Source organism: Streptomyces sp. GL_140 (assembly GCF_057834465.1).
On the sequence record NZ_CM174404.1, the window covers coordinates 4,835,239 to 4,849,164 of the forward strand.

Sequence of the window (13,926 nt, forward strand, 5' to 3'; positions counted from 1 at the left end):
CCGCAGGCTTGCTAAGGGGCACAGTCGGGAGCATTATTCATCACATGATGAATAACCCAGGGGCCGCCGCCGTCCAAGCCCGCGACCTCACCGTCCGCCGCGGCACCGGCCGCAGCCCCCGCACCGTCCTCGACGCCCTCACCTTCGACGTCCCCCGCGGCCGCATCACCGGCCTCCTCGGCCCCTCCGGCTGCGGAAAGTCCACCCTGATGCGCTCCGTCGTGGGCACCCAGGCCCACGTCACCGGCACCCTCGACGTCCTCGGCCGCCCCGCCGGCCACCCCGAGCTCCGCTCCCGCATCGGCTACGTCACCCAGGCGCCCTCCGTCTACGACGACCTCAGCGTCCGGCAGAACCTCGACTACTTCGCCGCGATCCTCGACCCCGGCCGCGCCGCCGCCGACCGCCGCCGCGAGGCCGTCACCCGCGCCATCGCCGACGTGGACCTCACCACCCACACCACCGCCCTCGCCGGGAACCTCTCCGGAGGCCAGCGCAGCCGCGTCTCCCTCGCCGTCGCCCTCCTCGGCAGCCCCGAGCTCCTCGTCCTCGACGAGCCGACCGTGGGCCTCGACCCCGTCCTGCGCCGCGACCTGTGGAACCTCTTCCACGACCTCGCCGCCACCCGGGGCGCCACCCTCCTCGTCTCCTCCCACGTCATGGACGAAGCCGAGCGCTGCCACGACCTCCTCCTCATGCGCGAGGGCCGCATCCTCGCCCAGGACACCCCGGACGCCCTGCGCACCCGCATGCACGCCGACACCGTCGAGGAAGGCTTCCTGCGCCTCGTGGACGAAGCCAACGCCGCAGCCGCCGATGCAGCAGCCGCCTATGCAGCGGCAGCCGATGCCGCGGCCGCCCACGCCTCCGTCACCGCCGCCGAAGCCCAGGGGAGCACCCGATGAGCACCGCCCGCACCACCGCCACCGCGGCCCGCGTCCTGCGCCAGCTCCGCCACGACCCCCGCTCCATCGCCCTGATGCTGCTGGTCCCGGTCCTGATGCTGATCCTGCTCCGCTACGTATTCGACGGCAGCCCCTGGACCTTCAACAACATCGGCGCCAGCCTCCTCGGCATCTTCCCGCTGATCACGATGTTCCTGATCACCTCCATCGCCACCCTGCGCGAGCGCACCTCCGGCACCCTGGAACGCCTCCTGGCCATGCCGCTCGGCAAGGGCGACCTCATCGCCGGCTACGCACTCGCCTTCGGCGCCATGGCCGTCATCCAGTCCCTGCTCGCCACCGGCGTCGCCCTGTGGGTCCTCGGCCTCGACGTGGTCGGCTCCCCGTGGCTGCTGCTGCTCGTGGCCCTGCTCGACGCACTCCTCGGCACGGCCCTCGGCCTGTTCGTCTCCGCCTTCGCCGCGTCCGAGTTCCAGGCCGTCCAGTTCATGCCGGCCGTGATCTTCCCGCAGCTGCTGCTCTGCGGCCTCTTCGCCCCGCGCGACACCATGCAGCCGGTCCTGGAGGGGATCTCGAACGTCCTGCCCATGTCCTACGCCGTCGACGGCATGACCCAGGTCCTCACCCACACCGACATGACCACCGACTTCCTGCGCGACGCCTTCGTCGTCGCCGGGTGCGCCCTCCTCGTCCTGACCCTCGGCGCCGCCACCCTGCGCCGCCGCACGCCCTGACTCCCAAGGCCTGACCGCACTGCGGACACCGAACCGCCCCTCCGCACCCGGATGCAAAGATGAAGGCATGACCCAGACAGTCGCAGTCCTCGGTACCGGCAAGATCGGCGAGGCCCTGCTCAGCGGAATGATCCGCGGCGGCTGGCCCGCCTCCAAGCTCCTCGTCACCGCCCGCCGCGCGGAGCGCGCCGAGGAGCTCCGCACCCGCTACGGGGTCGAGGCCGTCAGCAACGCCGAGGCCGCCAAGCGCGCCGACACCCTCATCCTCACCGTGAAGCCGCAGGACATGGGCAAGCTCCTCGAAGAGCTCGCCCCGCACGTCCCCGCCGACCGCCTGGTCATCAGCGGCGCGGCCGGCATCCCGACCTCCTTCTTCGAGGAGCGGCTCGCCCCCGGCACCCCGGTCGTCCGCGTCATGACGAACACCCCGGCCCTGGTCGACGAGGCCATGTCCGTCATCTCGGCCGGCAGCCACGCCACATCCGCGCACCTCCTGCACACCGAGGAGATCTTCGGAGGCGTGGGCAAGACCCTGCGCGTCCCCGAATCCCAACAGGACGCGGCCACCGCCCTGTCCGGCTCGGGCCCGGCCTACTTCTACTTCCTCGTCGAAGCCATGACCGACGCGGGCATCCTCCTGGGCCTGCCCCGCGCCCAGGCCCACGACCTGATCGTGCAGGCCGCCATCGGCGCGGCCGTCATGCTCCGCGACAGCGGGGAACACCCGGTCAAGCTCCGCGAGGCCGTCACCTCCCCGGCCGGCACCACCATCAACGCGATCGTGGAGCTGGAGAAGCACGGAGTCCGCGCCGCCCTGATCGCCGCCCTCGAAGCGGCCCGCGACCGCAGCCGCGAACTGGCCTCCGGCAACAGCTGACACCCGGGCGGTACGGGGCCACGCCGGGCCCCGTACCGCCCACCCGGGCGCCCCTCAGGGTGACGCCAAGGCAGGGGTTGACACACCTGTGCCGGATCCGTAAGGTTCTTCGAGTTGTCCGAAGTGAGCGCCGACCCCGGTCGGTCCCCGGACGGCCATCCCGCACTACACATTCGAACGAGCGACGCACTCCGTCGTCTCTGTTTTCATGCGTATTTGCGAATGAGGAATCCGCGTTCTCGAACGCGGCCCCCGATTAGGTTCGGGGGCAAGGAATCCGCTACTGTCTCACTCGTCGCAAGGGCCCAACAGCCCCAACGACAAACCCCGCTGACTGGGAGTCAGGCCCGAAAGGATCTGATAGAGTCGGACTCGCCGGAAAGGGAAAAAGCGCGAAAGCGCAAAACCTGGAAGGCGAAAAACAAGCGAGACCGACTCTGATAGAGTCGGAAACGCAAGAACAACGAAGGAAGCGCCCGGAGGAAAGCCCGAGAGGGTGAGTACAAAGGAAGCGTCCGTTCCTTGAGAACTCAACAGCGTGCCAAAAATCAACGCCAAAAAGTTGATACCCCGTCCACCTCGGTGGATGAGGTTCCTTTGAAAAAGACCTGTGAGGTCGCGGTTCTGCCGTGATGCTTGCAGGCAATTACACAGCGAGGACGCAGTGGACGGTCGGTCTTATTCCGACATGACTGTCCCGCTCTAAGTGCGTGTGCACCCGATTACGGGTAAACATTCATGGAGAGTTTGATCCTGGCTCAGGACGAACGCTGGCGGCGTGCTTAACACATGCAAGTCGAACGATGAAGCCCTTCGGGGTGGATTAGTGGCGAACGGGTGAGTAACACGTGGGCAATCTGCCCTTCACTCTGGGACAAGCCCTGGAAACGGGGTCTAATACCGGATAACACTCCTGCCTGCATGGGCGGGGGTTAAAAGCTCCGGCGGTGAAGGATGAGCCCGCGGCCTATCAGCTTGTTGGTGGGGTAATGGCCCACCAAGGCGACGACGGGTAGCCGGCCTGAGAGGGCGACCGGCCACACTGGGACTGAGACACGGCCCAGACTCCTACGGGAGGCAGCAGTGGGGAATATTGCACAATGGGCGAAAGCCTGATGCAGCGACGCCGCGTGAGGGATGACGGCCTTCGGGTTGTAAACCTCTTTCAGCAGGGAAGAAGCGAAAGTGACGGTACCTGCAGAAGAAGCGCCGGCTAACTACGTGCCAGCAGCCGCGGTAATACGTAGGGCGCAAGCGTTGTCCGGAATTATTGGGCGTAAAGAGCTCGTAGGCGGCTTGTCACGTCGGATGTGAAAGCCCGAGGCTTAACCTCGGGTCTGCATTCGATACGGGCTAGCTAGAGTGTGGTAGGGGAGATCGGAATTCCTGGTGTAGCGGTGAAATGCGCAGATATCAGGAGGAACACCGGTGGCGAAGGCGGATCTCTGGGCCATTACTGACGCTGAGGAGCGAAAGCGTGGGGAGCGAACAGGATTAGATACCCTGGTAGTCCACGCCGTAAACGTTGGGAACTAGGTGTTGGCGACATTCCACGTCGTCGGTGCCGCAGCTAACGCATTAAGTTCCCCGCCTGGGGAGTACGGCCGCAAGGCTAAAACTCAAAGGAATTGACGGGGGCCCGCACAAGCAGCGGAGCATGTGGCTTAATTCGACGCAACGCGAAGAACCTTACCAAGGCTTGACATATACCGGAAAGCATTAGAGATAGTGCCCCCCTTGTGGTCGGTATACAGGTGGTGCATGGCTGTCGTCAGCTCGTGTCGTGAGATGTTGGGTTAAGTCCCGCAACGAGCGCAACCCTTGTCCTGTGTTGCCAGCATGCCCTTCGGGGTGATGGGGACTCACAGGAGACCGCCGGGGTCAACTCGGAGGAAGGTGGGGACGACGTCAAGTCATCATGCCCCTTATGTCTTGGGCTGCACACGTGCTACAATGGCCGGTACAATGAGCTGCGATACCGTGAGGTGGAGCGAATCTCAAAAAGCCGGTCTCAGTTCGGATTGGGGTCTGCAACTCGACCCCATGAAGTCGGAGTTGCTAGTAATCGCAGATCAGCATTGCTGCGGTGAATACGTTCCCGGGCCTTGTACACACCGCCCGTCACGTCACGAAAGTCGGTAACACCCGAAGCCGGTGGCCCAACCCGTAAGGGAGGGAGCTGTCGAAGGTGGGACTGGCGATTGGGACGAAGTCGTAACAAGGTAGCCGTACCGGAAGGTGCGGCTGGATCACCTCCTTTCTAAGGAGCACAGTACCGATTGCAGACAAACGTTCTGCACGGTCAGCTCAGGGTGGAACGTTGATTAGTTGGCACGGTTTCCAAAACCTTCTGTGAGTACTGCTTCGGCGTGGAAAACAGTTTGAGTGGCGGGGATCGTGCTTGGCACGTTGTTGGGTATCTGAGGGTACGGCCGTAAGGTCTTATCTTCTGCGATGCCGGCCCCAGTGAACTTCACTTCTAGTAGGTGAGGGTGATGGGTGGCTGGTCGTTGCTTGAGAACTACACAGTGGACGCGAGCATCTGTGGCCAAGTTTTTAAGGGCGCACGGTGGATGCCTTGGCACCAGGAACCGATGAAGGACGTGAGAGGCCGCGATAGGCCCCGGGGAGCTGCCAACTGAGCTTTGATCCGGGGGTGTCCGAATGGGGAAACCCGGCAGTCGTCATGGGCTGTCACCCACTGCTGAACACATAGGCAGTGTGGAGGGAACGCGGGGAAGTGAAACATCTCAGTACCCGCAGGAAGAGAAAACAACCGTGATTCCGGGAGTAGTGGCGAGCGAAACCGGATCAGGCCAAACCGTATGCGTGTGATACCCGGCAGGGGTTGCGCATGCGGGGTTGTGGGAATTCTTTTGATCGGTCTGCCGGCCGGTCGGCGAGTCAGAAACCGTTGATGTAGTCGAAGGACATGCGAAAGGTCCGGCGTAGAGGGTAAGACCCCCGTAGACGAAACATCAGCGGCTTGCTTAAGAATCTCCCAAGTAGCACGGGGCCCGAGAAATCCCGTGTGAATCTGGCGGGACCACCCGCTAAGCCTAAATATTCCCTGGTGACCGATAGCGGATAGTACCGTGAGGGAATGGTGAAAAGTACCGCGGGAGCGGAGTGAAATAGTACCTGAAACCGTGTGCCTACAAGCCGTGGGAGCGTCGCCGTTATTCTTCGGAATAACGGTCGTGACTGCGTGCCTTTTGAAGAATGAGCCTGCGAGTTAGCGGTGTGTAGCGAGGTTAACCCGTGTGGGGAAGCCGTAGCGAAAGCGAGTCCGAATAGGGCGATTGAGTTGCACGCTCTAGACCCGAAGCGGAGTGATCTAGCCATGGGCAGGTTGAAGCGGAGGTAAGACTTCGTGGAGGACCGAACCCACCAGGGTTGAAAACCTGGGGGATGACCTGTGGTTAGGGGTGAAAGGCCAATCAAACTCCGTGATAGCTGGTTCTCCCCGAAATGCATTTAGGTGCAGCGTCACGTGTTTCTTGCCGGAGGTAGAGCACTGGATAGGCGATGGGCCCTACCGGGTTACTGACCTTAGCCAAACTCCGAATGCCGGTAAGTGAGAGCGTGGCAGTGAGACTGTGGGGGATAAGCTCCATGGTCGAGAGGGAAACAGCCCAGAGCATCGACTAAGGCCCCTAAGCGTACGCTAAGTGGGAAAGGATGTGGAGTCGCAGAGACAACCAGGAGGTTGGCTTAGAAGCAGCCACCCTTGAAAGAGTGCGTAATAGCTCACTGGTCAAGTGATTCCGCGCCGACAATGTAGCGGGGCTCAAGCGTACCGCCGAAGTCGTGTCATTGCAGCAATAGGGCCAACGCCCGCTGTGATGGGTAGGGGAGCGTCGTGTGCCGGGTGAAGCAGCAGCGGAAGCTAGTTGTGGACGGTTCACGAGTGAGAATGCAGGCATGAGTAGCGATACACACGTGAGAAACGTGTGCGCCGATTGACTAAGGGTTCCTGGGTCAAGCTGATCTGCCCAGGGTAAGTCGGGACCTAAGGCGAGGCCGACAGGCGTAGTCGATGGACAACCGGTTGATATTCCGGTACCCGCTTTGAAACGCCCAATATCGAATCAGGCGATGCTAAGTCCGTGAAGCCGTTCCGGACCCTTCGGGGAAAGGAAAGTGGTGGAGCCGACGAACCAGACTTGTAGTAGGTAAGCGATGGGGTGACGCAGGAAGGTAGTCCAGCCCGGGCGGTGGTAGTCCCGGGGTAAGGGTGTAGGCCGAGGGGTAGGCAAATCCGTCCCTCATATAAGGCTGAGACCTGATGCCGAGCCGATTGTGGTGAAGTGGATGATCCTATGCTGTCGAGAAAAGCCTCTAGCGAGTTTCATGGCGGCCCGTACCCTAAACCGACTCAGGTGGTCAGGTAGAGAATACCGAGGCGTTCGGGTGAACTATGGTTAAGGAACTCGGCAAAATGCCCCCGTAACTTCGGGAGAAGGGGGGCCATCACTGGTGAAGGAACTTGCTTCCTGAGCTGGGGGTGGCCGCAGAGACCAGCGAGAAGCGACTGTTTACTAAAAACACAGGTCCGTGCGAAGCCGTAAGGCGATGTATACGGACTGACGCCTGCCCGGTGCTGGAACGTTAAGGGGACCGGTTAGTCACATTTCGGTGTGGCGAAGCTGAGAACTTAAGCGCCAGTAAACGGCGGTGGTAACTATAACCATCCTAAGGTAGCGAAATTCCTTGTCGGGTAAGTTCCGACCTGCACGAATGGCGTAACGACTTCTCGACTGTCTCAACCATAGGCCCGGTGAAATTGCACTACGAGTAAAGATGCTCGTTTCGCGCAGCAGGACGGAAAGACCCCGGGACCTTTACTATAGTTTGATATTGGTGTTCGGTTCGGCTTGTGTAGGATAGGTGGGAGACTTTGAAGCTGTGACGCCAGTCATGGTGGAGTCGCCGTTGAAATACCACTCTGGTCGTGCTGGATGTCTAACCTCGGTCCGTGATCCGGATCAGGGACAGTGTCTGATGGGTAGTTTAACTGGGGCGGTTGCCTCCCAAAAAGTAACGGAGGCGCCCAAAGGTTCCCTCAGCCTGGTTGGCAATCAGGTGTTGAGTGTAAGTGCACAAGGGAGCTTGACTGTGAGACCGACGGGTCGAGCAGGGACGAAAGTCGGGACTAGTGATCCGGCGGTGGCTTGTGGAAGCGCCGTCGCTCAACGGATAAAAGGTACCCCGGGGATAACAGGCTGATCTTCCCCAAGAGTCCATATCGACGGGATGGTTTGGCACCTCGATGTCGGCTCGTCGCATCCTGGGGCTGGAGTCGGTCCCAAGGGTTGGGCTGTTCGCCCATTAAAGCGGTACGCGAGCTGGGTTTAGAACGTCGTGAGACAGTTCGGTCCCTATCCGCTGTGCGCGTAGGAATATTGAGAAGGGCTGTCCCTAGTACGAGAGGACCGGGACGGACGAACCTCTGGTGTGCCAGTTGTCCTGCCAAGGGCATGGCTGGTTGGCTACGTTCGGGAGGGATAACCGCTGAAAGCATCTAAGCGGGAAGCCTGCTTCAAGATGAGTATTCCCACCTCCTTGAGAGGGTAAGGCTCCCAGTAGACGACTGGGTTGATAGGCCAGATGTGGAAGCCCGGTAACGGGTGGAGCTGACTGGTACTAATAGGCCGAGGGCTTGTCCTCAGTTGCTCGCGTCCACTGTGTTAGTTCTGAAGTAACGAACTGTGTTCATATCCGGTTGGTTAACTTCATAGTGTTTCGGTGGTCATAGCGTTAGGGAAACGCCCGGTTTACATTCCGAACCCGGAAGCTAAGCCTTTCAGCGCCGATGGTACTGCAGGGGGGACCCTGTGGGAGAGTAGGACGCCGCCGAACAATCATTGTAGAAAGCCCCGTACCAGGGAACTGGTACGGGGCTTTTCTGCGTTCACAGCCCTTTTTCAGCAAGGGGTACAAAATCCGTGGCCGGCGGCCGGGGTTCGTGGAAGCCTGATCGGCATGGACCTGGATGTAGACCCCATCGAGTTGGCGCGGCGCATCGCGCGCGACCGTTTCCCCGAAGCCCTCGCCGTGATCCTGGCCGGATCCACGGCCGCGGGGCGGGCGACCGCGAGCAGTGACCTGGACATCGCGGTGCTCGTCGCCGACGACGGCGAGACCTACCGGGAGACGCTCCGCGTCGAAGGGCGGGTCGTGGAGCTGTTCGTCCAGACCCGGACCGGCCTCGCCGAGCTCTTCGCGGCGGATCTCGCCAGCCGGCGGGCCGTCCTGCAGACCATGTACGCCTCGGGTCTGGTCCTGGTCGACCGGGACGGCGCGGCCGGCCGGGCGCGGGCACTGGCCGAAGCGGACCTGCGGCAGGGGCCGGCGGCGCTGGATCCCGAGACCTTGGAGACGAAGCGGTACGGGCTCACGGACGCGCTGGACGATCTGGGTGACGTGCAGGATCCCGTCGAGCGGATCGCCGTGGCCGGGGTGGTCCTGGGCGGCGCCGCCGATCTGCTCCTCGACCACCACAGGGCATGGAACGGGGGCGGGAAGTGGCTCCCGAGGCGGCTTCGGGAAGCCGACGGCGAGCGGGGGGCCGCGCTGCTCGACGGGCACCTGTGGCTGTGTGTCTCGGGGGACCCGGCGGCGCTGATCGACGCGGCCCGGGACGTCCTCGACCTGGCCGGCGGGCCGCTCCGCGAGGGCTACCGCCGGACCTGGCGGGGCGTCATCGACTCGGTCGCGGCCGACGCCGGGCGCTGACCGCGTTCCGTTCGACAGGGGTTCCGATCGACAGGGGTTCCGACAGAGTCTCCGACAGGGGTGTCGGGCGGCCCGCGCGATGAACGGTCACCGGAATGGGCGAGCAGGCGGGGGCGAGGTTCTTCGGATGTCCTGCGGATGCCCGGCATGGGGTCCGGATGGATTGGTGCTGACGGCTCGTAGGGTTGTCGCATGGGCTACGACCTCGTCATCTTCGACAACGACGGCGTGCTGGTGGACAGTGAGCCGCTCGCCAACAGCATCCTCGCCGGGTATCTGACCGAGCTGGGGCACCCGACCACGTACGAGGAGTCGCTGCGCGACTACATGGGAGCCGCGGTGCACCGGGTGCACGACCTCGTACGGGAGCGGACCGGGAGGGTGCTGCCGGACGACTTCGACGAGACGCTGCACGCGCGCACCTTCGCGGCCTTCGAGCGGGAGCTCAAGCCCGTGCCCGGAGTCGGGGACGTACTGGCCGCACTCGTCGAGACGGGCACGGCCTACTGCCTCGCCTCCTCCGGGAGCCACGAACGGATCCGCGTCGGGCACCGGGCCTCCGGGCTGGACGAGTGGTTCGAAGAGGAGTGGATCTTCAGCTCCGAGGACGTGGGCAAGGGCAAGCCGGCCCCGGACCTGTTCCGGCACGCCGCCGACCAGATGGGCGTCGCCCCCGCCCGCTGCGTGGTCGTCGAGGACAGCCCGCTCGGCGTCCAGGCCGCCATCGCCGCGGGCATGGACGTCTTCGCCTACACCGCGATGATGCCCGCGGACCGGCTGCCCGGCGCCACCGGATACTTCGGGGACATGGCCCAGCTGCTCGGACTGCTCGGCCTGGAGGGCGGCTACACCGGCGGATTCGATCACTGACCCAATCGATATGTGATCGCTCTACCCACCGGTAGGACCGGCGCCTACGCTGAGCCGCCATGACAGCAGACGCGCGGCTGAGCCGCGGGCGCGGGGCCCTAGGCTTCAGTTTCTTCGTGCAGGGCGTGACCTTCGCCCTGCTCGTGACACGGATCCCCGCCATCCAGGACCGGTACGGCATATCCAACGCGCTGCTGCCGGCCTTCCTGGCCGCCGTGCCGATCCTCGCCGGGCTCTCCAGCGTCGTCACCGAGCACCTGGTGAAGCGGATCGCGCCCAGCACCGTACTGCGGTGGGCGCAGCCGCTCGTCCTGCTGGCGCTCCTCGCGGCCGGCGCGGGCGACGAGATGTGGCAGGCGGCGGTGGCGCTCGGGGCGTTCGGGCTGTTCGTGGGGTCGCTCGACGCCTCCATGAACATGCTCGGGGTCAGCCTCCAGGGCGCCTACGGCCGCAGCATCATGCTGGGCTTCCACGCCTCGTACAGCCTCGGCGGGATCGTCGGCGCGTCCGCCGCCTGGGCCGGGGCGCACTGGCACCTCGCGCTGTTCACCTCGTACCTGCCCGCCGTGGTGATCCTGCTGCCGCTTGCGCTCTTCGCCAGCCGGTTCTACGTGGACCAGGAGGCCGGGCAGGCCTCCGCCGGTGAGGGGAAGGGGCTGGGGGCCGGCGGGTTCAAGCTGCTGCTGCCGCTGTGCCTGGTGATGGCCTGCGCGTACATCGGGGACTCCACGGTGTCGAACTGGAGCGCCAAGTACCTCCAGGACGTCCTGGGCTCCTCCGAGCAGCTCGCGACCGTGCCCTACAACGTCTACATGGTGACCACCCTGCTCGGCCGGGCCGTCGGGGACCAGGGCGTACGCCGCTTCGGGGCCGTGGCCGTCGTACGGATCGGTTCGGTCGTCGCCGCGCTCGGCTTCGCAGTGGTCGCGGCCGCGCCCGGGGCGTGGTCGGGGATGCTCGGCTTCACGCTGCTGGGGATCGGGCTGTGCGTGATCGTGCCCCAGACCTTCGCCGCCGCGGGCCGGCTGTTCCCGAACTCCTCCGACACGGCGATCGCGCGGCTCAACATCTTCAACTACGTCGGCTTCCTGATCGGAGCGCCGCTCGTCGGCGGGATCGGCGACGCCTGGAACTACCGGGGCGCGATGCTCGTGCCGATGGTGCTCGTCCTCGTCACTCTTTTCTACGCCCGCTCGTTCGGGGCGCAGGGCGCCCGATACGGTGTCGGGCATGAGCGGCGAGTCGGTGACAGGGCTGTTGATGTGGGACGAGGCGGTAACGAAGTATGACTTCGGACCCAGCCATCCGATGGACCCGGTGCGCCTGGCACTGACCATGGGCCTGGTACGGGCCTTCGGGCTCGACCGGGAACTCGAGGTGCGGGCCGGGCGGCAGGCCGGGGAGTCCACGCTGCGCCTCGTCCACCGCGAGGACTACGTGGCGGCCGTGCGCGAGGTGTCGGCGGACCCCGGGGTCGCGGACGGCTCGTACGGGCTCGGGACCATGGACGATCCGGCCTTCCACGGAATGCACGAGGCGTCCGCGCTGATCGCCGGGCAGTCGGTGGCGGGCGCCGAGGCGATCTGGCGCGGGGACGCGGAGCACGCGGTCAACTTCGCCGGCGGGCTGCACCACGCGATGCCGGGCGGCGCGGCCGGGTTCTGCGTGTACAACGACGCGGCGCTGGCCATCGCCCGGCTGCTGGAGCTGGGGGCCGAGCGGGTCGCGTACGTGGACGTGGACGTGCACCACGGGGACGGCGTGCAGGCGGCCTTCTGGGACGACCCGCGGGTACTGACCGTCTCGCTGCACGAGCATCCGCGCACGCTGTTCCCGCAGACCGGCTGGCCCGAGGAGACGGGCGGGCCGTCGGCCGAGGGCTCGGCGGTGAACATCGCGGTGCCGGCCGGGACCGGGGACGAGGGCTGGCTGCGCGCCTTCCACTCGGTGGTGCCGGAGCTGCTGGCGGACTTCCGGCCGCAGGTGCTGGTGACCCAGCACGGGGCCGATACCCACTTCGAGGACCCGCTGGCGCATCTGGCGGTGTCGCTGGACGCCCAGCGGGCGGTCCAGGAGGCGTGTCACGCGCTGGCGCACGAGCACGCGGACGGCCGCTGGCTGGCGCTGGGCGGTGGCGGGTACGCGGTCGTGGACGTCGTACCGCGGTCGTGGACGCATCTGGTGGCCATCGCCGGTCACAAGCCGATCGATCCCGAGACGGCGATCCCGGCGTCCTGGCGGGATGAGGCGTACGCGCGGACCCGGCAGGTGGCCCCGGCCCGGATGACGGACGGCCGGACGCCGCTGTGGCGGGACTGGGACGCGGGCTACGACCCGGCGGACCGTACCGATCAGGCCGTGCTGGCAACTCGGCGGGCCGTGTTCCCGCTGCGCGGCATGCTGGCCTGAGCCCCGGCGGCCGATTCGTACACGGCGGGAAGTCTTACGCCAACTGTGGGGCTGTTCCCCGGAATTGGTGATCCGGCAGATGTGTTGAGGCAGCATCGGAGCGTGTTGAGCACCGGCGCGCTGCGTGCGCATTTGCTGGCCGCCCGGTTGGCCGGGCCCGTCGCCACTTCACGGGAGGAGAGCCTGCGGAGCTACCGGCTGTTCGCGGCGCGCGATCCGCGGGTGCTGCTGGGGCTGGATCCGGAGTGGGGCTGGGGCGAGGGTGACCTCCTGCGGCTGATGTCGGACAAGTGCGGGGTCTCGGCGGATCCGGCGCACGTCAGCGGGCCGGACGTGATCGATCCGGAGTGCACGGTGGCGGGGCTGGAGGCCTTCGCGGGGCGGCTGCGCGCGGCCGCCGGGGCACGGGCGCCCGTGCTGTTCGGGACCGGTCACCCGCACCGGCTCCTGGGGTTCTACGCCACGTTGGCGCAGGCGCTGTCGGCGGCGGGATGTGATGTCCTCACCCCGGCGCGGGGGGCCGTCGTCGACATGCAGACCCGGTTCGGCGTACGTCGGCACAGGATCGATTACGTACGGGGGGTCGCACTGGTGCGGGAAAGCGACGGGCGTGCGCCCGGGAGCGCGACCGGCGCACACAGCCATTCGCCGCTGCCGGTTCGCATCGCGCTGGGGGCGCTGGCGAAAGCCGGAGGGCCGCTGCCGGGGCTGGTGGTGGGGGATCACGGGTGGGTCTGCGGCGCAGGTCAGCTCGGTGTGGAGGCCATCGGTCTGGCCGATACGGATGATCCGGCGCTGTTCGTGGGGGAGGCCGAGGGGCAGGTGTCGGTGGTCGTTCCGCTTGATGACGCGGTGCGCGCGGACTACTACCTGCCGCTCACCCGTTACGTGCTCGACCGGGCTCGGCTGCCGGGCGGACAGGAGTGGCCGTAGCTCCTCTTCCCCACTCGTATCACACGCCCCTACTCTGGGGAGTGAGCGTGCGACGACGGGGCGTAACCGGAGGGGAAGCCGGTGCCCGTCATGCGCGGAAGGTCAAGGTGTGTCATGGCTGCTGGCGAGAGGCCTCTCAGTGAGGTTCAGTTCCTGACCGTGGCGGAGGTCGCCTCGGTGATGCGAGTGTCGAAGATGACCGTGTACCGCCTGGTGCACAACGGACATCTGCCCGCAATCCGGGTGGGCCGGTCCTTCCGGGTCCCGGAAAACGCGGTGCACGAGTACCTTCGCGAGTCCTTCGTGGGGGTGGAATCGGCCTGAGGGCAAGGGCCGGGAGCACCTGGCGACCCCTCGGAAGCACTCGGATTACAAGCTCAGAGCTCGGGCGGGTAGGCTAGGCCGACGTAGGTCGTGTGGGCCCAGACGCCCCGCACCGAGTGAGAGATGAGCGAGGGTA

Annotated in this window: 9 protein-coding genes and 3 rRNA genes; all 12 read left to right on the forward strand. The window is 65.4% G+C overall.

The genetic code is table 11. The features are described 5' to 3' along the window. Window positions 1-44: 44 nt before the first annotated feature. Window positions 45-905 carry an ABC transporter ATP-binding protein gene (locus tag AC3IYJ_RS22445; protein ID WP_489396572.1) on the forward strand — a complete coding sequence of 287 codons (861 nt, stop codon included), beginning with the start codon at window positions 45-47 and terminating at the stop codon, window positions 903-905. Then, on the forward strand, window positions 902-1,639 hold the full coding sequence (locus tag AC3IYJ_RS22450; RefSeq protein ID WP_489396573.1) for an ABC transporter permease: 738 nt from the start codon (window positions 902-904) through the stop codon (window positions 1,637-1,639). Before AC3IYJ_RS22445 ends, AC3IYJ_RS22450 begins: the two co-directional genes overlap by 4 nt. 67 nt (window positions 1,640-1,706) lie before the next feature. Further along, window positions 1,707-2,516 carry a pyrroline-5-carboxylate reductase gene (proC, locus tag AC3IYJ_RS22455; protein ID WP_330297905.1) on the forward strand — a complete coding sequence of 270 codons (810 nt, stop codon included), beginning with the start codon at window positions 1,707-1,709 and terminating at the stop codon, window positions 2,514-2,516. Window positions 2,517-3,251: 735 nt separating this feature from the next. Then, window positions 3,252-4,776: ribosomal RNA gene (locus AC3IYJ_RS22460) — 16S ribosomal RNA — on the forward strand. A gap of 286 nt (window positions 4,777-5,062) precedes the next feature. Next, window positions 5,063-8,186: ribosomal RNA gene (locus tag AC3IYJ_RS22465) — 23S ribosomal RNA — on the forward strand. Between the two features lie 74 nt (window positions 8,187-8,260). Continuing rightward, window positions 8,261-8,378, forward strand: a 5S ribosomal RNA gene (rrf, locus tag AC3IYJ_RS22470). Together the 16S, 23S and 5S rRNA genes form the textbook arrangement of a ribosomal RNA operon. Window positions 8,379-8,501: 123 nt before the next feature. Beyond that, window positions 8,502-9,254, forward strand: a complete 753-nt coding sequence (locus AC3IYJ_RS22475; protein ID WP_489396574.1) for a nucleotidyltransferase domain-containing protein — start codon at window positions 8,502-8,504, stop codon at window positions 9,252-9,254. Between the two features lie 192 nt (window positions 9,255-9,446). Then, window positions 9,447-10,124 (forward strand): HAD family hydrolase, encoded by a 678-nt coding sequence (locus tag AC3IYJ_RS22480; RefSeq protein ID WP_489396575.1) that lies wholly within the window; start codon window positions 9,447-9,449, stop codon window positions 10,122-10,124. A gap of 59 nt (window positions 10,125-10,183) precedes the next feature. Further along, the gene (locus AC3IYJ_RS22485) at window positions 10,184-11,413 is read left to right on the forward strand and encodes an MFS transporter (protein ID WP_489396576.1); all 1,230 of its coding nucleotides are present in this window, start codon (window positions 10,184-10,186) and stop codon (window positions 11,411-11,413) included. Continuing rightward, window positions 11,385-12,533, forward strand: coding sequence for an acetoin utilization protein AcuC (locus AC3IYJ_RS22490; protein ID WP_489402888.1), 1,149 nt, complete (start codon window positions 11,385-11,387; stop codon window positions 12,531-12,533). The genes AC3IYJ_RS22485 and AC3IYJ_RS22490 overlap by 29 nt, the downstream gene beginning before the upstream one ends. A 102-nt stretch (window positions 12,534-12,635) precedes the next feature. Next, on the forward strand, window positions 12,636-13,466 hold the full coding sequence (locus AC3IYJ_RS22495; protein ID WP_489396577.1) for a phosphatase: 831 nt from the start codon (window positions 12,636-12,638) through the stop codon (window positions 13,464-13,466). 114 nt (window positions 13,467-13,580) lie between these two features. Further along, window positions 13,581-13,790, forward strand: a complete 210-nt coding sequence (locus tag AC3IYJ_RS22500; RefSeq protein ID WP_162688852.1) for a helix-turn-helix domain-containing protein — start codon at window positions 13,581-13,583, stop codon at window positions 13,788-13,790. Window positions 13,791-13,926 lie beyond the last annotated feature (136 nt).